18 protein-coding genes are annotated in these 18,493 nt (G+C 72.8%); 15 read left to right on the top strand and 3 right to left on the bottom strand.

Features of this window, described 5'->3' with window-relative positions:
- Positions 1-90: 90 nt before the first annotated feature.
- Genes ACME2J_RS04265 through hcaB form a run of 8 tightly spaced genes read left to right on the top strand, consistent with a single transcriptional unit; the run spans position 91 to position 7,338 of the window.
- Positions 91-1,992: an AMP-dependent synthetase/ligase gene (locus tag ACME2J_RS04265; RefSeq protein ID WP_495543635.1), complete on the top strand. Its 1,902-nt coding sequence runs from the start codon at positions 91-93 to the stop codon at positions 1,990-1,992.
- A complete protein-coding gene (locus tag ACME2J_RS04260) occupies positions 1,989-3,389 on the top strand; it encodes an aromatic ring-hydroxylating oxygenase subunit alpha (protein WP_495543634.1) in 1,401 nt (466 codons plus the stop codon). The genes ACME2J_RS04265 and ACME2J_RS04260 overlap by 4 nt, the downstream gene beginning before the upstream one ends.
- Complete coding sequence (locus tag ACME2J_RS04255; protein WP_495543633.1) at positions 3,386-3,910, top strand: aromatic-ring-hydroxylating dioxygenase subunit beta; 525 nt, start codon at positions 3,386-3,388, stop codon at positions 3,908-3,910. The genes ACME2J_RS04260 and ACME2J_RS04255 overlap by 4 nt, the downstream gene beginning before the upstream one ends.
- Before the next feature lie 38 nt (positions 3,911-3,948).
- Entirely contained in the window at positions 3,949-4,935 is a 987-nt protein-coding gene (locus tag ACME2J_RS04250; RefSeq protein ID WP_495543632.1) for a VOC family protein, read from the top strand.
- Positions 4,932-5,801 carry an alpha/beta fold hydrolase gene (locus ACME2J_RS04245; protein WP_495543631.1) on the top strand — a complete coding sequence of 290 codons (870 nt, stop codon included), beginning with the start codon at positions 4,932-4,934 and terminating at the stop codon, positions 5,799-5,801. Before ACME2J_RS04250 ends, ACME2J_RS04245 begins: the two co-directional genes overlap by 4 nt.
- Positions 5,802-5,804: 3 nt before the next feature.
- Positions 5,805-6,212: an SCP2 sterol-binding domain-containing protein gene (locus tag ACME2J_RS04240; protein ID WP_495543630.1), complete on the top strand. Its 408-nt coding sequence runs from the start codon at positions 5,805-5,807 to the stop codon at positions 6,210-6,212.
- Positions 6,209-6,514 (top strand): hypothetical protein, encoded by a 306-nt coding sequence (locus ACME2J_RS04235; RefSeq protein ID WP_495543629.1) that lies wholly within the window; start codon positions 6,209-6,211, stop codon positions 6,512-6,514. Before ACME2J_RS04240 ends, ACME2J_RS04235 begins: the two co-directional genes overlap by 4 nt.
- A gap of 11 nt (positions 6,515-6,525) precedes the next feature.
- Positions 6,526-7,338 (top strand): 3-(cis-5,6-dihydroxycyclohexa-1,3-dien-1-yl)propanoate dehydrogenase, encoded by an 813-nt coding sequence (hcaB, locus tag ACME2J_RS04230; protein ID WP_495543628.1) that lies wholly within the window; start codon positions 6,526-6,528, stop codon positions 7,336-7,338.
- 73 nt (positions 7,339-7,411) lie between these two features.
- Here the strand turns inward: hcaB and ACME2J_RS04225 are convergent, their stop codons facing one another.
- Positions 7,412-8,500: an acyl-CoA dehydrogenase family protein gene (locus tag ACME2J_RS04225; RefSeq protein ID WP_495543627.1), complete on the bottom strand. Its 1,089-nt coding sequence runs from the start codon at positions 8,498-8,500 to the stop codon at positions 7,412-7,414.
- Positions 8,501-8,609: 109 nt separating this feature from the next.
- Here ACME2J_RS04225 and ACME2J_RS04220 point away from each other — a divergent pair, with 109 nt between their 5' ends.
- The gene (locus tag ACME2J_RS04220) at positions 8,610-9,764 is read left to right on the top strand and encodes an acyl-CoA dehydrogenase family protein (protein WP_495543626.1); all 1,155 of its coding nucleotides are present in this window, start codon (positions 8,610-8,612) and stop codon (positions 9,762-9,764) included.
- Between the two features lie 11 nt (positions 9,765-9,775).
- Positions 9,776-10,576 (top strand): enoyl-CoA hydratase-related protein, encoded by an 801-nt coding sequence (locus tag ACME2J_RS04215; RefSeq protein ID WP_495543625.1) that lies wholly within the window; start codon positions 9,776-9,778, stop codon positions 10,574-10,576.
- Between the two features lie 3 nt (positions 10,577-10,579).
- Here ACME2J_RS04215 and ACME2J_RS04210 read toward each other — a convergent pair whose 3' ends face one another.
- Positions 10,580-11,698: an alpha/beta fold hydrolase gene (locus ACME2J_RS04210; RefSeq protein ID WP_495543624.1), complete on the bottom strand. Its 1,119-nt coding sequence runs from the start codon at positions 11,696-11,698 to the stop codon at positions 10,580-10,582.
- Between the two features lie 77 nt (positions 11,699-11,775).
- Between ACME2J_RS04210 and ACME2J_RS04205 the strand changes: the two genes are divergently transcribed.
- From ACME2J_RS04205 to ACME2J_RS04190, 4 genes are read left to right on the top strand one after another with little or no spacing between them, the layout of a single operon-like run.
- Positions 11,776-13,407 (top strand): acyl-CoA dehydrogenase family protein, encoded by a 1,632-nt coding sequence (locus tag ACME2J_RS04205; protein ID WP_495543623.1) that lies wholly within the window; start codon positions 11,776-11,778, stop codon positions 13,405-13,407.
- On the top strand, positions 13,404-14,351 hold the full coding sequence (locus tag ACME2J_RS04200; RefSeq protein WP_495543622.1) for a crotonase/enoyl-CoA hydratase family protein: 948 nt from the start codon (positions 13,404-13,406) through the stop codon (positions 14,349-14,351). Before ACME2J_RS04205 ends, ACME2J_RS04200 begins: the two co-directional genes overlap by 4 nt.
- Complete coding sequence (locus ACME2J_RS04195; RefSeq protein ID WP_495543621.1) at positions 14,348-14,968, top strand: TetR/AcrR family transcriptional regulator; 621 nt, start codon at positions 14,348-14,350, stop codon at positions 14,966-14,968. Before ACME2J_RS04200 ends, ACME2J_RS04195 begins: the two co-directional genes overlap by 4 nt.
- Positions 14,965-15,747: a crotonase/enoyl-CoA hydratase family protein gene (locus ACME2J_RS04190; RefSeq protein ID WP_495543620.1), complete on the top strand. Its 783-nt coding sequence runs from the start codon at positions 14,965-14,967 to the stop codon at positions 15,745-15,747. Before ACME2J_RS04195 ends, ACME2J_RS04190 begins: the two co-directional genes overlap by 4 nt.
- A gap of 76 nt (positions 15,748-15,823) precedes the next feature.
- Here the strand turns inward: ACME2J_RS04190 and ACME2J_RS04185 are convergent, their stop codons facing one another.
- Positions 15,824-16,180, bottom strand: coding sequence for a DUF192 domain-containing protein (locus ACME2J_RS04185; RefSeq protein WP_495543619.1), 357 nt, complete (start codon positions 16,178-16,180; stop codon positions 15,824-15,826).
- 145 nt (positions 16,181-16,325) lie between these two features.
- Between ACME2J_RS04185 and ACME2J_RS04180 the strand changes: the two genes are divergently transcribed.
- Positions 16,326-18,491: a hydantoinase/oxoprolinase family protein gene (locus tag ACME2J_RS04180; RefSeq protein ID WP_495543618.1), complete on the top strand. Its 2,166-nt coding sequence runs from the start codon at positions 16,326-16,328 to the stop codon at positions 18,489-18,491.
- The last annotated feature ends 2 nt before the right edge of the window (positions 18,492-18,493 follow it).

The raw sequence follows: 18,493 nt of genomic DNA, 5'->3' as shown, positions 1-18,493 counted from the left end.
CCGAGACGCGCCGCCGGACGGGAGGAAGGTCCTCATGCATCTCTGGAGCACGGCTCGCGCCTGCGCGTGCCCGATGACGGGCGGGCGCTCATGAGCATCGTCGAGCCGCCGCGAACGATCGTTCACGAAGACGGCGAGGCCGCCGCCATCACCGCTGCCGTGGACGGGGCGACGCTGCCGACGTGGCTGCGCGCCACCGTGCGCCGCCGGCCCGCCGCCGTCGCGCTCGTCGACGGCTCCTCGGGCGGGGAGCGCACGTGGACCTGGGAGGAGTACGCGACCGACGCCGCGCGGGTCGCGGCCGGCCTGCGCGGGCTCGGCGTCGGCCGGGAGGACCGCGTCGCGCTGATGATGCGCAACCGCCCGGAGTTCCACCTCGCCGACCTCGGCGCGCTCCTCCTCGCCGCGACGCCGTTCTCGATCTACAACAGCTCCTCCGCGTCGCAGATCGAGTACCTCCTCGGGCACTCGGAGGCGAAGGTCGCGATCGTCGAGGACGCCGAGTTCCTGGGTCGCGTCCTCGCCGTCCGCGACGCCCTGCCCGCCCTCGAGCACATCGTCGTCATCGACCCGTCGGCGACGCGCGAGGGCGTGCTCGCCTTCGCGGGCCTCCTCGGGAGCGAGCCGCTCGACCTCGACGAGGCGTGCGCGACCGCGCAGCCGACCGACCTCGCGAACCTCGTCTACACGTCGGGCACCACCGGGCCGCCGAAGGGCGCGATGAGCGCGCACGACCGGATCTGCTGGGTGATGGAGAGCTTCCGCCGGCGCATCGGCGTCGACATGGAGGGCAAGCGCATCCTCTCCTACCTCCCGATGGCGCACGTCCTCGAGCGCGACGTGAGCCACTACTTCCATCTCCTCACCGGGGCGGAGGTGACGACCTGCCCGGACCCGACCCAGGTCGGCGCGTACCTGCGCGACGTGCGGCCGCACTTCTTCGCCGCCGTCCCACGGGTGTGGGAGAAGCTCGCGAGCGCCCTCAACGGCGCCGAGCGCACCCCGGTGGCCGCGAAGGCCTTCCGCGACGCCGTCGAGGTCGGCCGCCGCGTCTCCCGCGCCCGCCTCGCCGGCGAGCCCATCGACGACGCCCTGCGCGACGCGCACGCGCTCGCCGACGAGGCGGTCCTCGGGCCAGCCCGCGAGGCGATCGGGCTCGACGCGTGCGAGAGCGCGTTCACCGGCGGCGCGCCGATCCCCGAGGACGTCCTCGAGTTCTTCCTCGCGCTCGGCGTCCCTCTCGGCGAGGGCTACGGCCTCACGGAGTCGACCTTCGTCGTCACCTTCGACGCGATCCGGCCGCGCGTCGGATCCGTCGGGCGCGCGCTGCCCGGCATCACGCTCGCCCTCGCGGACGACGGCGAGGTGCTCGCGCGCGGGCCGTTCGTCTTCCGCGGCTACCTCAAGGACGAGGAGAAGACGCGCGAGGCGATCGACGCCGAGGGCTGGCTCCACACGGGCGACATCGGCTCCTTCGACGACGACGGCTATCTCTGGATCGTCGACCGCAAGAAGGAGCTCATCGTCACCGCGGGCGGCAAGAACATCGCCCCCTCGAACCTCGAGGCGGCGCTGAAGGCGCACCCGCTCATCGGCCAGGTGTGCGTCGTCGGCGACCGGCGGCCGTACCTCGTCGCGGTCGTCGTCCTCGACCCCGAGGTCGCGCCCGGCTGGGCGCGCGAGCGCGGGCTCACGAGCACCGCGCTCGCCGACCTCGCCTCCGACCCCGAGGTCCGGGCCGAGGTCGCCCGGGCGGTCGGCGCGGTGAACGCCGAGGTCTCGCGGGTCGAGCGGCTCAAGCGCTTCTCGATCCTCCACGAGGAGTGGCTCCCGGACTCCGAGGAGCTCACTCCCACCATGAAGCTCAAGCGCCGGGGGATCCACGCGAAGTACGCGGAGGTCATCGAGGCGATCTACGACGGCGCCCCGGATGTCGCCGTCGCGGTCGCCGACGCCGGCGCGATGGACAACGACACGGGAGAGCAGGAATGACCACGGTGAAGGAGACGATCCCCACGCGACTCGACCCGAACGGGTCGAGGCCGCGCAACGACGTCGACGTCGAAGGGCTCGTCGACGCGGCGGGCGGGCTCGTCAACCGCCTCGTCTACTCGGACGAGGCGATCTACCAGGCGGAGCTGGAGCACGTCTTCGGACGGGCGTGGCTCTTCCTCTGCCACGCGGACCAGATCAAGGAGCCCGGCGACTACGTCACGACGTTCATGGGCGAGGACCCGGTGATCGTCGTCCGCGGCGCCGACGGCGAGGTCCGCGCCTTCCTCAACGCGTGCCGGCATCGCGGCATGCGGGTGTGCCGCGCCGACGAGGGGAACACGAGCTTCTTCCGCTGCCCGTACCACTCGTGGACCTACTCGAACGAGGGCTCGCTCACGGGCGTGCCGAAGTTCCGCCAGGCCTACGAGGGGACGCTCGACAAGGAGGACTGGGGCCTGCTCCCCGTGGCCCAGGTGTCGCAGTACCACGACCTCCTCTTCGGGACCTGGGACGCGAACGCGCCCTCCTTCGAGGACTACGTCGGCGACTTCACCTTCTTCCTCGACCTCGTCTTCAAGCGCGACCCCGCGGGCACCGAGGTCGTCGGCGGCTCGCACCGCTGGACGGTCGACTGCAACTGGAAGCACCCGGTCGAGAACTTCGCCTGCGACATGTACCACGGCCCGTCCGCGCACCAGCGGCCCGCGGAGCTGGGGATGATGGAGGAGTTCTCGGACGAGGGCTACGAGATCACCGCCGGCCTCGGCTACGTCGGGCACCAGCTCGCCCGCCACCCGAGCACGGACTTCGACAGCGACGAGACGCTGCACGGCTACTGGGCGCTGCCGAACTCCTACACGTACGAGCTGAAGGAGCAGCGCAAGCGCATCGCCGCGGAGCACGGCGAGCACGTCGCCCGCCTCATCCCGCTCGGGCACTCGACGACGTTCCCGAACTTCTCGTTCCTCGACCTCGAGAACCTCCGGCTCATCCGGGTCCAGCACCCGATGGGGCCGACGCGGACGATGATCCACCAGTACGCGTGCATCGACCGGTCGCTGCCCGCCGAGGTGAAGGAGGACCTCCGCCGGCAGTACGAGCTCGCCTTCGGTCCCGCCGGCCTGCTCGAGCAGGACGACGGCGAGAACTGGCGCGAGTGCCAGGTCGGCATGCAGGGCCACGTCGGCCGCAACCTCGACACGAACATGTGGCTCGGCCTGCGCCAGGACAAGACGGCGGCGGAGCTGCTCGGCGACGGCATCCCCGGGACGGCCGGGGGCATCTGGTCCGAGCACAACCAGCGCTGCTTCTACGCGCACTGGAAGGACTTCATGTCCTCCCGCAGCTGGGGCGAGATCGCCTCGCGGCTCGGGCGCCAGGAGCTGGCGCGATGAGCTCGGCGACCCCCACCGCGACCGAGGCGGCGATGGTGCTCCACTGGCAGGTCGAGCAGTTCCTCTATCGCGAGGCGATGCTCCTCGACGAGCGCCGCTTCGACGAGTGGCTCGCGCTCTTCTCCGTCGACGCGACGTACAAGGCGCCGACGCGGGTCACGCGCGAGGACACGGGCGACGCGGGGCTCGGCGACCTCCACATCTTCGACGACGGGTACGGCGAGCTCGAGCTGCGCGTCCAGGGCCTCCAGGTCCGCAGCGCGTGGGCCGAGATCCCGCCGTCGCGTTCGCGGCGCACGATCGCGAACGTCCGCGTCGAGCCGCGCGAGGACGGCGACCTCCTCGTCCACTCGAACTTCCTCGTCTACCGCAGCCGTCTCGAGACGGTGGAGCACTTCTTCTCCGGGCGCCGCGAGGACGTCCTGCGGCCCCGCGGCGAGGGCGACTTCCAGATCCGCGAGCGGCTGATCCTGTTCGACAACGTCGCGTTCCAGTCGGACAACATCAGCCTCATGTTCTGAGCGGATCGATCCACCACACCACGACAAGGAAGACACACATGGCATCGATCGCGAAGCTCGGGCACGTCGCGCTCATCACGCCCGACCTCGACACCTCCGTCTGGTTCTGGCGCGACGTCGTCGGCCTCGAGGAGGTCGCACGGGACGACGGCACCGTCTACCTCCGCGCGTGGGGCGAGTTCGAGCACCACTCGCTCAGCCTCACCGAGGGCCCGGGGGCGGGCATCGACCACATCGGCTGGCGCGCCGGCGCCGGGGCCGACGTCGGCGCCTACGCCGAGTCGCTCGCCGCGGCGGGCGCCGAGGTCGAGCGCGTCCCGGCCGGCTCCGAGCTCGGGCAGGGCGAGTCCATCCGCTTCCTCGTCCCCGAGGGCGGCGGCCATCCGTTCGAGATCTACTTCGACGTCGAGAAGCCGCAGGCACCCGAGGGCCGCCGCTCGCGGCTCAAGAACAACACGGCGCGCATGTTCGACCACGGCATCTCGCCGCGGCGCATCGACCACGTCAACCTGTGGACGGCGAACCCCGCGCCCCCGAAGCAGTGGATCCAGGACCACATGGGCTTCAAGGAGCGGGAGTTCGTCCAGATGACCGACGGGCCGCTCGTCGGCACGTGGATGGCGGTGACGTCGCTCGTCCACGACGTCGCGTACTTCGCCGACCCCGACCAGCAGACCGGGCGGTTCCACCACCTCTCCTACTACCAGGACAACTTCCAGGACGTCCTGCGCGGGCTCGACATCCTCCTCGAGCACGGGATCACCCCGGACCTCGGGCCGGGCCGCCACGGCATCAGCCAGGCGTTCTTCACCTACGTCCGCGATCCGGGCAGCGGTCACCGGCTCGAGCTCTTCTCCGGCGGGTACCACATCTTCGACCCGGACTGGGAGCCGATCGAGTGGCGCGAGACGGACCTCAAGGAGGGGCTCGTCTGGTGGGGCGCCGAGTACCAGCCGGGGACCGGGCACCTCATGGACTCGACGACGCCGTGCCGGGTCGAGGCCGCCGCGGGGGCCGGGGCATGACGCGCCTCGCCGGCGCCCCGGTGTCGGAGCTCTCGGTCGAGACCCGCGGCTACGAGACGCGCGGCCTGCGGGCCGGGGAGGGCTCCGACACCGCGGTGCTCCTCCTCCACGGCGGAGGCGCGGGTGCGCAGGCGGCCTCGAACTGGCGGCTGACGCTCCCCGTCCTCGGCGAGCACTTCGACACGATCGCCCCGGACCTCCTCGGGTTCGGCGACACGACGCACCCCGAGGACCCGCCGCTCGGGCCGAAGGCGTGGCTGGAGCTGCGCGTCGAGCAGCTCGTCGCCATCCTCGACGCGCTCGGCCACGAGCAGGCGGTCCTCGTCGGCAACTCGCTCGGCGGCGCGCTCGCCCAGCACATGGTCGTCGCGCACCCCGACCGGGTGTCGAAGCTCGTCCTCATGGGCTCGGGCGGCGCGCCGTTCGTCCCCGGCGAGCCGCTCATGCGCCTGCTGCGCTTCTACGAGGACCCGACCCGGGAGAACCTGCGCGACATCATGCGCAGCTTCGTCTACGACCTCGACGGCTTCGGGGACGTCGACGCGCTCGTCGACGCGCGGCTCGAGAACGCGCTGCGCGAGGACGTCCAGCGCTCGTGGCGCGCGATGTTCACGAGCCCCGACGGGCAGCCGGTCCGCGAGCTCGGCGTCGGCGAGGACGCGGTCCGCGCGATCGCGCAGCCGACGCTCGTCGTCCACGGCCGCGAGGACCGGATCATCCCGGCCGAGGCGAGCACGTGGCTCCACGAGCGCATCCACCTCTCGGACCTCGTCGTGCTCGGCCGCTGCGGGCACTGGGCGATGCTCGAGCGGCCCGAGGCCTTCAACCGCATCGTCACCGACTTCGTCCGGACCGGGGAGGTCTGAGCCATGGCACATCCGCTGCTGTCCCTCGAGTGGATCGAGGAGTACCAGAAGCGCTGGAACGCGAACGAGAAGGCGATCGAGGGGTCGAAGGGCCTCGAGGCGCTCATCGAGATGATCGTCACCGACCAGGACGACCGGCCACCGGTCCAGATCCGCGTGACGAGCGACGGGACCTCCGACTACGCCGGCGCGCCGCTCGACGGCGAGGAGCCGTTCTTCCGGCTCAGCGCGACGACCGAGACGTGGCGCAAGGTGGGCCACGGCGAGATCGGCATCAAGCGCGCCGTCACCGGGCCCATCAAGTTCCAGGGGAGCCTCATGACCGCCCTCAAGTACATGGGCGGGCTCGAGGCCGGGCTGCGGCAGTTCGGCGAGGTGCCGACCGTCGAGTGGGACGGCGCCGCGGCATGAGCGTCGTCCCCGAGGCGGAGACGCCACCGCCTGAGAACGTCGTCGCGAAGCTGAGCAACGAGTACGCGACGGTCTGGCTCGAGCTCGACCGCGGCGCGAACAGCCCGCGTCTCGTCGTCCACTCGCTGCGCGACCACGAGCGGGTCGAGCTCGACCCGATGTCGCTCGCGCTGCTCTGCCAGCTCGACACCGAGGTGCTCGGCCTCCTCGCCGACATCGCGAAGGACTCGGGCGCCCGCCGCGAGTTCCACGCCTGGCGCGACGAGGTGCGCGCGCGGCAGAGCAGGACCACCACACCATGAGGGGAGAAGCCATGCAGCTGCAGGATCAGGTCATGCTCGTCGTCGGCGGAGCGTCCGGCATCGGTCGCGGCGTCGTCGACGGCGCGCTCGCCGCCGGAGCACGCGTCGCCGTCCTCGACCTCGACGGCGAGCGCCTCGCGGGGCTCGCCGAGCAGCACGGCGACGCGGTCGTCCCGACCGTCGGCGACGCGACGTCGCTCGAGGCCAACGAGGAGGCGGTCGCCCGCGCCCTCGAGGCCTACGGCCGCATCGACAGCCTCGTCCTCGTCGTGGGGGTGTGGGACTACTTCGTCGGGATCAACGACATGCCCAAGGAGAAGCTCGCCGACGCGTTCGACGAGCTCTTCCGCACGAACGTCGGGAGCACGCTCCTCTCGATCAAGGCGGCGCTCCCTGCCCTGCTCGAGAGCGAGGGCAACATCGTCCTCACGCTCTCGAACTCGGCGTTCTACCCGGCCGGGGGCGGGGCGCTCTACACCGCCTCGAAGTTCGCGGTGCGCGGGCTCGTCCACGAGCTCGCCTACGAGCTGTCGCCGAAGGTGCGCGTCAACGGCGTCGCGCCCGGCGGCACGCCGACCGAGCTGCGCGGGCTGAAGACGCTCGGCCAGGACGGGATGCGCCTCGGCGAGATCCCCGACGTCGAGGAGCTCATCCGCTCGACGAACCCCCTGGGCGTCGTGCCCTCGCCGGCCGATCACGCGTCGAGCTACCTCTTCCTCGCCTCGCGGGCGATGACGCCCGCCGTCACGGGGACGATCATCCACTCGGACGGAGGGATCGGCGTCCGTGGACTCACCCAGGTCGCGGGCCTCGTCGAGGCCTGAGCACCTGCCGCTCCGCGACGGTGGGGACCCGGCCCGCGCGTCCGCGCGGGCCGGTCGTCGTGCTGCGCCGCGATCAGGCGGGGACGGGCTCGGCGGGCCGCGCGCGCGGCGCGAGGTCGAGCGCGTCGGCGAGCGCGGCGTCGTGGGCGCTCGGGCTCCCGAACAGGGCCTTCGCGGTGTAGGCGCGGCGCATGAGGAGGTGCAGGTCGTGCTCCCACGTGAAGCCGACGGCCCCGTGGAGCGCGAGCGCGCTGTCGGCGACGCCGGCGGCCGCGGTTCCGGCGAAGGACTTCGCGACGGCGGTCGCCTTGTCGCGGTCGGGGTGCCCCGCCTCGGTCGTCCAGGCGGCGTAGTACACCGCCGAGTGCGCCGTCTCGACGGCGACGAGCATGTCGGCGGCACCGTGCTTGACGGCCTGGAACGAGCCGACGGGCACGCCGAACTGCTCCCGCTGGCCGACGTACTCCACGGTCATCGCGAGCATCCCGGCGGCGGCGCCGAGCGCGTCGGCGGCGGCGAGGACGCTCGCACGGGCCCGGAGGTCGTCGAGGTCGCCGGCGGGGCCGAGGTCGGCGGACGCGGCGCCGCTCAGGGAGACCCCCGCGATCGAGCGGCCGACGTCCAGGAGGTCCCGCGGGTCGAGCGCCACGCCGTCGGCGCCGGCGTCGACGGCGTGGAGGCGGTCGCCGGCGACCGCGAGCAGCGTGTCGGCCTCGGGCGCCCCGAGCACGTGCGGCACGGCGCCGTCGGCCCCGCCGCCGCTCACCTCGACGTCCCCCGGCCGCGCGGTGTCGGCGCGCATGAGGAGGACCGGCCGGGCGGCGTCGTCGGCGAGCCGGGCGAGGAGGTCGGCGCCGCCGTCGCCCGCCTGCGCGAGGAGCGCGCCCGCGAGCGCGCCGGTGAGGACGGTCGAGCCCGGGACGGCGGCCCGCGCGAGCTCCTCGACGAGGATCGCCTGCTCGACGACGCCTCCGCCCTGGCCGCCGGCCTCCTCCGGGATGCCGATGCCGCCCCAGCCCTGCTGCGCCGCGACCGACCGCAGCGCCGCGGGCTCACCGGACTCGATGTCGCCCCGCGCGCGCTCGATCGGGATCTCGCGCTGGAGCGCGCCGCGGATCGACTCGCGCAGGAGGTTCTGTTCGTCGGTGAAGGCGAAGCGCATGCGACGACTATAAACGATGGTTCATCACCTGTGGCAGTCCTTCGTCGCTTACGGATGAGTCCTGATGTGATATCTGTAAACGTACGTTCACGATCTGACGGGATGCGACATGGACTTCGGTGACTCGGAGAAGGAAGCGGGATTCCGCGCGGAGGTGCGGGCCTGGATGGAGGCGACGGTCGCCTCGCTGCCGGAGCAGGAGCCGACGGACCTCGAGGAGCGCCTCGAGTACTTCCGCGTGTGGCAGCGTCAGGTCCACGCCGCGGGGTACGCCGGCCTCTCGTGGCCGCAGGAGTACGGCGGGCGCGGCGCGTCGATCATGGAGCGCGCGATCTGGGCCGAGGAGCTCGACCGGGCCGGCGCTCCCGATCCGGTGAACGGCATCGGCGAGGGCTTCGCGGGTCCGACGATCATCGAGTTCGGGACCGACGAGCAGAAGCGCCGCTTCCTCGAGCCGATCCTGCGCGGCGACGAGATCTGGTGCCAGCTCTTCTCGGAGCCCGAGGCGGGGTCCGACCTCGCCGGGCTGCGCACGCGCGCGGAGCAGGTCGAGGGCGGCTGGCGGATCACCGGCCAGAAGGTGTGGACGAGCCGCGCGCAGATCGCGGACTTCGGCATCCTCCTCGCGCGGACCGGGGGTGAGCGCCACAAGGGGATCACGTACTTCCTCATCCCGATGCGGCAGGAGGGCGTCACGGTCCGGCCGCTGCGTCAGATCACCGGCGAGGCGGAGTTCAACGAGGTCTTCCTCGCGGAGGCCTTCGTCGCCGACGAGAACCGGCTCGGCGAGGTCGGCGAGGGCTGGCGCATCGCGCTCGCGACGCTGCAGTACGAGCGCGCGACGATCGCGCTCGGGCGCGTCAACGTCCAGCGCTGGATGGAGGAGCTCATCGACCTCGTCCGCAGGACGGGCGCCGGGGAGGACCCGCTCGTGCGCCAGCGCGTCGCGAAGCTCTACGGCCGCGCCCTCGTCCACCGGCTCACCGCGCTGCGCGCGCTGACGCGCATGGAGAAGGGCGAGCCGCCCGGGCCGGAGACGTCGGTGGGCAAGCTCTTCATCACGCCGCTCCTCGTCGAGATGTCCGACCTCGCCGTCGAGGTGCAGGGGATGAGCGGCCTCTATCTCGACGAGGGGACCGACATGCGCTCCGAGGGCCGGTGGCAGAGGCGCGCCCTCTGGGCCCGGGGCATGTCGCTCGCCGGCGGGACGCCGCAGATCCAGCGCAACATCGTCGCCGAGCGCGTGCTCGGCCTTCCCCGCTGAAAGGCAGCGACATGAGCTACGAGGACATCCGCCTGGAGATCGACCGCGGTCTCGGGACGATCACCATCGACCGCCCGAACCGGCTGAACGCCCTGCGGGCGCAGACCGTCGAGGAGCTGATGCACGCGTTGAAGCGCGCCTGGGCGTCGTCCGACGTCGGCGTCATCGCGATCACCGGCGCCGGCGACCGGGCGTTCTGCACCGGCGGCGACCAGAAGCAGAAGGCCGAGACCGGCGACTACGGTCCGAGCGACAGCGGTCTCTTCGAGATCGAGCAGCTCCAGCGGCTCATCCGCGAGGTGCCCAAGCCGGTCATCGCCGCCGTCAACGGCTACGCGATCGGCGGAGGCCACGTCCTCCATCTCATCTGCGACCTCACGATCGCCGCCGACCACGCGCGCTTCGGTCAGACCGGCCCGAAGGTCGGGTCGTTCGACGCGGGCTTCGGGACCGGCCTCCTCTCGCGGACGGTCGGCGAGAAGCGCGCGAAGGAGATCTGGTTCCTCTGCCGCCAGTACGACGCGGAGACCGCGGAGCGCTGGGGCCTCGTCAACCGGGTCGTCCCGGCCGACGAGCTCGCCGCCGAGGTGCGCCGGTACGCCGACGAGATCCTCGCGCTCTCGCCGATGGCGCTCCGCTACCTCAAGAACTCCTTCGCGGCCGACACCGAGCACCTCGCCGGGCAGGGGCGCCTCGCCTTCACCGGCCTGTGGAACTTCACCGAGAGCGACGAGGCGCACGAGGGCGTCGCCGCCTTCAACGAGAAGCGCGCACCGGACTTCTCGCAGTACCGCGCGAACGCGTCGGTCTGAGCGTCACGCCTCGGCGCCGCGTCCGGCGGATGCGGCGACGAGGCGTCCGATCGCCTCGGCGATCTCCGCGGGCCGGTGCTCCTCGATGAAGTGGCCCTCGCCCGCGAAGACGCGGAGGTCGTCGTCCATCTGGGGGAGCGCCTCGCGCCACTGCGCGACGACGCTCGCCTTGCCGCAGGGGTCCCAGTCGCCGAAGACCCCGGCGGCGCCGATCGCCGCCCCGTCGGGCCCCCAGGCCGGCGTGATCCGCTCCTGGATCTCGCGGTAGAACGCGCGGTTGTCCTGGGTCCCGCGGGTCGGGTCCTCGTAGGTGTAGCCGTGGCCCCAGACCGGCGTCTGGCGGACCATGCGCTTCGAGCTGCGCGCGTTCGCGCGCGAGGCGAACTGGTCGCGGAACACGGCGAGCTCGTCGGCGTCCGGGTGCGGCAGCCGGCCCGCGCGGTGCCCGGCGATGTACCGCGCGTAGGAGGCCATGAGTCCCGCGTAGGACATGCGCGCGATGCCCACCGCGAACGCCGCGTGCGTCCCCCAGAGCCGGTCGGGGACGACCTTCGCCGAGCGCGCCCACGGGAAGACGAGGGGCACGGGGAAGTTCGTGTAGGTGAGCCCGTCGGGCGGCATCGGGAAGACCGTCGTGTTGAGCGCGACGAGGCCGCGGACGCGCTCCGGCGCACCGAGGAGGAGGGCGCCGATGCCGATCGGGCCGCCCCAGTCGTGGACGACGAGCGTGATGTCGCGGAGGTCGAGGGCCTCGACGAACGCGCGGAGGTTCTCGGCATGGTGCATGTCGACCATCTCGAAGCGCGCCTGGTCGGAGCGGCCGAACCCGATGTGGTCGGGGACGATGACGCGGGCCCCTCCCGCGAGCTCGGGCCGGTCCGCGAGCGCCGCGACGACGCGCCGGTAGGTGTACGAGCACTCGGGGTTGCCGTGGACGAGGAGGACGACGGGTGCGTCGTCGCCAGCGTCGCCGAGTCGTCGCTCGACGAAGAAGACCTTGCGGCCCTCGTCGGGCCCGCCGGGAAGCGTCAGCCACCGGCCGGTGCCGCCCAGGGCGTAGTCGCCGGGCACGTCGCGCAGGACGGTGTCGCCGGGGGTGTCGGTGATCGTGGGGGCGCTCATGTGCGCCGACTGTAGTGGTGACGCTCCACCAGATCAGCCCGGTTGACATGTGAATCCAGATTCACAATAGTCGAGGCATGACGACGATCGAGTCCGTGCCGTCCGCCGCGCTCGACCCCGCGCGCGCGGTCCTCAACCAGCCTCCGCCGCTCGAGCCCGTCGATCACGCCGCGACATGGGCGGCGCTCGACGAGGGCCTGCGCCGCGAGGGCGCCGACTGGGCTCTCGACCGCGTGCGGGAGGTCGGTCGCCTCGCCGGCACCCCGGAGGCGCGGGCGCACGGCCTCCGCGCCGAGCGCAACGAGCCGCGCCTGGTGACGCACGACCGCTACGGCCACCGCGTCGACGAGGTCGAGCTCGACCCGTCGTGGCACTGGGCGCTCGGGCGGGCGATCGAGCACGGCATCCACGCCCTCCCGTGGCGCGAGGAGCGCGCGGGCGCGCACGTCGCCCGCGCCGCGATGCTCATGCTCTGGAGCAACGTCAACGCGGGCGTCCTCTGCCCGATCTCGATGACCTACGCCGTCGTCCCGGCCCTGCGCGAGAGCGCCCCGGACCTCGCCGCGGCGTGGGAGCCGCGCCTCACCTCGACGGACCCCGACGGATTCGCCCTCTCCGGGATGGCGATGACCGAGAAGCAGGGCGGCTCCGACGTGCGGGCGAACGTCAGTCGCGCGGTCGACGGCGGCGACGGGACGTGGCGGATCACCGGCCACAAGTGGTTCTGCTCGTACCCGCCCTGCGACGTCTTCCTCGTCCTCGCGCAGACCGCTGAGACGCCCGGCGCGCCGTCGTGCTTCCTCGTCGAGCGCGGTCCGGGGATGGAGTTCCAGCGCCTCAAGGACAAGCTCGGGACGCGCTCGCTGCCGTCGAGCGAGGTCGAGCTCCGCGACGTCCCCGCGCGGCTCGTCGGCGAGGAGGGGCGCGGCGTGAAGGCGATCATCACGATGGTCAACCACACGCGGCTCGACTGCCTCCTCGGCGCGGCGTCGGGCATGCGGCGCGGCGTCCTCGAGGCGATCCACCACGCCCGCCACCGCGCCGCGTTCGGCGCCCCGCTCGTCGACCAGCCGGCGATGCGCAACGTCCTCGCCGACCTCGCGATCGAGTCCGAGGCCGCCACCGTCACGTCGCTGCGCATCGCGCGCGCCTACGACTCCGACGACTCCGACGAGCCGGCGTTCCGCCGCTTCGCGACGGCGGTCGTGAAGTACTGGCAGTGCAAGCGCGCCGCGGCGCACGCGGCCGAGGCGCTCGAGTGCCTCGGCGGCAACGGCTACGTCGAGGAGTCGGGGATGCCGCTCCTCTACCGCGACGCGCCGCTCGGCGGGATCTGGGAGGGATCGGGCAACGTCGCGGCGCTCGACGTCCTCCGCGCGCTCGTGAAGGAGCCCGAGGGCCTGCCCGCCTTCCTGGCCGAGTGCGACCTGGCGGCCGGCGCCGACGCCCGGCTCGACGCGCACCTCGCCGCGGTCCGCGCGAGCGTCGGCGCGCTCGGCGATGCGGAGGCCGCGCAGTTCGGCGCTCGGCGCCTCGTCGAGGACCTCGCCGTCGCGCTGCAGGGGAGCCTCCTCGTCCGTCACGCGCCGCCGGCGGTCGCCGACGCCTTCTGCGCGGCCAGGCTCGGTGGCGGCGGCGGCCGCGTGTACGGGACGCTCCCCGCGGGCGTCGACGCGGCGGCGATCATCGAGCGCGCGGTGCCCGCATGACCCTCATCCCCGTCGACGAGCTGCGGACGATGACCTACGAGGTCGCGGACCGCGTCTGCCGGGTCACCCTCGACCGTCCCGACCGCGGCAACGGCCTCACCCCGCGGCTCATCGCCGAGCTCGCCGACTGCGTCGAGCGCGCCGACCTCGACCCGGAGGTCCACGTCGTCCTCCTCGCCGGGAACGGCAAGGGGTTCTGCGGCGGGTACGACCTCGTCGCGAGCGCCGAGGGGATGGGCGAGGAGGAGCGTGGCTTCGGGCAGGGCGACGACCTCGCCCCCCCGCCGGGCTCGCCGGTCGACCCGGTCGTCATCGCGCGCAACCACGACCCCGGGCGCACGTGGGACCCGATGGTCGACCACGCCTTCATGAGCCGCAACGTGCGCGCGTTCATGTCGCTCTTCCACGCGACGACGCCGGTCGTCTGCAAGGTCCACGGCTTCTGCGTCGCGGGGGGCACGGACCTCGCGCTGTGCTCCGACCTCCTCGTCATCGCCGCCGACGCGAAGATCGGCTATCCGCCGGCGCGGGTGTGGGGCTCGCCGACGACGTCGATGTGGACGCACCGGCTGGGCCCCCAGCGGGCGAAGCGGCTCCTCTTCACCGGCGACTGCCTCTCGGGCGAGGAGGCGGTCGAGTGGGGGCTCGCGATCGAGGCTCCGGCGCCCGGCGAGCTCGACGCCCGGACGGAGGTCCTCGTCGAGCGGATCGCCCGCATGCCGCTCAACCAGCTGCAGATGATGAAGCTGCTCGTCAACCAGGAGGTCGCCTCGCAGGGGCTGCCGGCGACCCAGCTCATCGGGACCGTCTTCGACGGCATCACGCGGCACACGCCCGAGGGGTACGGGTTCCAGCAGCGCGCCGCCGAGGTCGGGTTCCGCGCGGCGGTCCGGGAGCGCGACGACCCGTTCGGCGACGCCGGATCGTCGACGTTCAAGGGATGAGCGGCGCGGCCCCCCGCAGGACGACGGCCCGCGGCGAGGCGACGCGCGAGCGGCTCGTCGCGGCCGCCCGCGACGTCGTCGCCGAGGAGGGCTACGGCGCGACGTCCGTCGCCTCCGTCGCACGCCGGGCGGGGGTCGCGGCGAGCGCGCTCTACCGGCACTTCCCGTCGAAGGGCGAGCTCTACGCCGAGGTCTTCCGCGGCGTCTGCACGCGCGAGCTCGCGGCGATGCGCGCGGCAGCCGACGAGGCGCCGCCGGGCACGCGTGCCGTCGATCGCATCGCCGCGGTCCTGCAGACCTTCGCCGGCCGGGCTCTCGCGAACCCGCGCCTCGCGTGGGCGCTCATCGCCGAGCCGGTCGATCCGCTCGTCGAGGCCGAGCGGCTCGACTACCGCCGCCGGTACACGGAGGGTCTCGTCGGCCTCGTCGACGAGGCCGTCGCCGCCGGCGAGATCCCCGCTCAGGACGCCCGGCTCACCGCGGCCGCCCTCGTCGGCGGCGTCGGCGAGGCGCTCGTCGGGCCGCTGTCCCCGCTGTCCTCGCCACCCCCCGACAAGGAGGCCGTCATGCAGTCGCTGTCCACGTTCGTCCGCCGCGCGATCGGGGCGAGGTCGTGAGCGCGGCCGAGCCCGGCGCCGTCCGCGTCGAGCGCTCCGGTCCGGTGACGACCGTGCTGCTCCACCGGCCGCACGCCCGCAACGCCGTGGACGGTCCCACCGCGCAGGCGCTCGCCGACGCGTTCCGCGCCTTCGAGGCCGATGACGACGCGCTCGTCGCGGTCCTCCACGGCGAGGGCGGCGTCTTCTGCGCCGGGGCCGACCTCAAGGCGATCGGCACGGAGCGGATGAACCGCGTGGAGGACGAGGGCGACGGACCCATGGGCCCGTCGCGGATGCGCCTCTCCAAGCCGGTCGTCGCGGCGATCGAGGGCCATGCGGTCGCGGGCGGTCTGGAGCTCGCCTGCTGGTGCGACCTCCGCGTCGCGGCGAGCGACGCCGTGCTCGGCGTCTTCTGCCGCCGCTGGGGCGTCCCGCTCATCGACGGCGGCACCGTCCGGCTGCCGCGGCTCATCGGCGAGAGCCGGGCGATGGACCTCGTCCTCACGGGCCGGCCCGTCGACGCCGAGGAGGCGCTGCAGATCGGCCTCGTCAACCGCGTCGTCGAGCCGGGGGCGACGCGCGCGGCGGCCGAGGCGCTCGCGGCCGAGATCGCCGGGTTCCCCCAGACGTGCATGCGGGCCGACCGCATGAGCGTCCTCGAGCAGGACGGCCTCTCCGAGGACGCCGCGATCGCCAACGAGCTGCGTCACGGCCGGCGCGCGCTGAACGACGAGCTCGCGCAGAACGTCGGCCGCTTCGTCGCGGGCGCGGGCCGCGGCGGCTCGTTCGACGACTGACCCGAGACGCCGCGCCGGGCACGCGCACCCGCGCCCCCGCCGGCCGGGTGTGTCGGAATGAGCCCAGCCCCCGGGCTCATTCCGACACACCCGGGTCCGGGCGGAGGTGGGGGTGGGGGCGCAGGCGGACGTGGTCGCCCACGCGCAGGCCGGCAAGCGCCGCGCCGCCGGCCGGCAGCTCGAGCGCCGCTCGCGCGCCCCGGCACGTCGCCGACCGCCAGGGACGCAGGTGCGAGGCCACGCCCAGCACGACGTCGTCGGCGTCGAGGAAGACGACGTCGATCGGGAAGCGCATGAAGGCCGTGTGGACCGATGCGCACGGCCGCAGGAGGAGAGCCTCGTCGGCGGCGAGCGCGCGCCGGCCGAGCAGGCCGCGCAGGCGAGCCCAGGGCGTGTGGGCGAGTGCGCAGGGGACGTCCGTCCGGCGTGTCATCGCGACGCACCGTACGCCTGTCGTCCTGCCCCCTGTGGCCTCGGCACAAACCCTCCGCAGAACCTCGGCTGACCGTCACGACGCGCGACGCATTCTCGGGACCTACGGTCGAAAGGCATCCCGATCACCGACCGAGGAGAGAGTGATGGAGGAGACGCGGACCCGCACCCCCAGGGTTCTCGCGATCGACGCCGGCGGCACGATGACCGACACGTTCATCGTCGATGAGTCCGGTCGCTTCGTCGTGGGCAAGGCCCAGTCGACCCCCGACGACGAGAGTCGCGGATTGATGGCGTCCGCCGAGGACGCGATGCGCCAGTGGGACATGACCGTCGACGAGACGTTCCCCGGCATCCGCTCCGGCGTCTTCAGCGGCACGGCGATGCTCAACCGCCTCCTGTCGCGCAAGGGCCTCGACGTCGGCGTCATCGTCACGGCCGGCCAGGAGGACTCGCTCCAGATGGAGCGCGGCATCCAGACCTACCTGGGATACAGCTACGCCGACCGCCTCCACATCGCGACGCACCACCACAACCCGCCGCTCGTCCCGCGCCATCGGGTCTTCGGCGTCCGCGGCCGCATCGACCTCTTCGGCAACGAGGTCCTCCCGCTCCGCGAGGAGGACGTCCGCGACGCCGCCGCCCAGCTCCTCGACGCCGGCGTCAAGGGCATCTGCGTGAGCCTCCTCTTCAGCTACCGCAACCCGCAGCACGAGGCGCGGGTGAAGGAGATCCTCCTCGAGGAGAAGGAGAAGCGAGGTAGCAACGGGGACTGCCCGCTCTTCATCTCCTCCGAGCTCTACCCGAGCCGCCGCGACTTCCCGCGGCTCAACACGACGGTCATCGAGGGCTATGCCGCCGAGCCGTCCCGCAAGACGCTCTCCGCCGTCCGCGACCGTACGAAGGAGGCCGGCGCGGGGTTCGAGCTCCGCGTCATGGCCTCGCACGGCGGCACGATCTCGATCGACGCCGACCAGCTCGCGACGACGCTCGTCTCGGGTCCGATCGGCGGCGTCGTCGGCTCGCGCTGGCTCGCCGACCAGGTGGGCCTGCGCAACGTCCTCTCGACCGACATCGGCGGGACGTCGTTCGACATGGCGCTCCTCGTGAACCGCAAGTACGACGTCACGTCGACGCCGAACGTCGCGAAGTTCATGCTCAACATGCCGCTCGTCCAGATGGACTCGGTCGGTGCGGGGTGCGGCTCGTTCGTCCGCATCGACCCCAGCGCGCGCCGGCCCGAGATCGGCCCCGACTCCGCGGGCGCCGACATCGGCGTCTCGTGGCCGGACGGCGGCATCGAGACCGTCTCGATCACCGACCTCAACCTCGTCCTCGGCCGCCTCAACCCCGACTACTTCCTCGGCGGGCAGGTGACGCTCGACATGGAGCGCGCGAAGGCCGAGGTGAAGCGGCAGGTCGCCGACCCGCTCGGCCTCGGCGTCGAAGAGGCGGCGGCCGGCGTCGTCGAGCTGTTCGACACCCAGCTGCGCAACGAGGCCGTCGGCCGCATCCTCGGCAAGGGGTACTCGCCCGCCGACTTCACCCTCCTCTGCTACGGCGGAGGCGGGCCGCTCCACGTCGCGGGCTACACCGCCGGGATCCCCTACCAGCAGGTCCTCATCCCCGAGTGGGCGGCGGGCTTCAGCGCCTTCGGCTGCGCCTGCGCGGAGTTCGAGTACCGCTTCGACCGCCAGGTCGACCTCCCGCTCATGCCCAGCCAGACGCCCGAGGAGCGGGCCGCGATGGTGCAGCTCGTGTCGCAGACGTGGCGTGCGCTCGAGGACCGCGTCCGAGCCGAGTTCGCGAAGTCCGGGCAGGGCGGGGCGAACGGCGAGGAGGTCGAGTTCACCCACATGGTCCGCATGCAGTACTACGGCCAGCTCGTCGACATCGAGGTCGACTCGCCGGGCGCGGACCTCTCGACCGCCGAGGACGCCGACGCCCTCTGCGAGCAGTTCGAGAAGACCTACCAGCGCATGTACGCCCGGGCCTCCTCCTCGCCCGAGCTCGGCTACCTCGTCGCCCAGGCGATCGTGAAGGGCTCGGTGCCCGTCGAGCAGCCGCAGCTCCCGACGCTCGAGCGGCAGGAGGGGACCCCACCGAACAAGATGACCCGCCCCGTGTGGTGGAAGGACGGCTGGACCGACACGCCGGTCTACGAGATGACCGACGTCCGGCCTGGTCACCGGCTCGAGGGTCCCGCGATCCTCGAGGCCGAGTCGACGACGTTCCCGATCCCGCCCGATCGCAAGGCGTGGATGGACGAGCACGGCATCTTCCACCTCGAGAACAAGACCCAGGAGGCCTGACC

The sequence above is a fragment of the Paraconexibacter sp. genome, from assembly GCF_059438195.1.
Note: the sequence above shows the minus strand (reverse complement) of the source record. Positions and strands in the feature narration are given on the sequence as shown.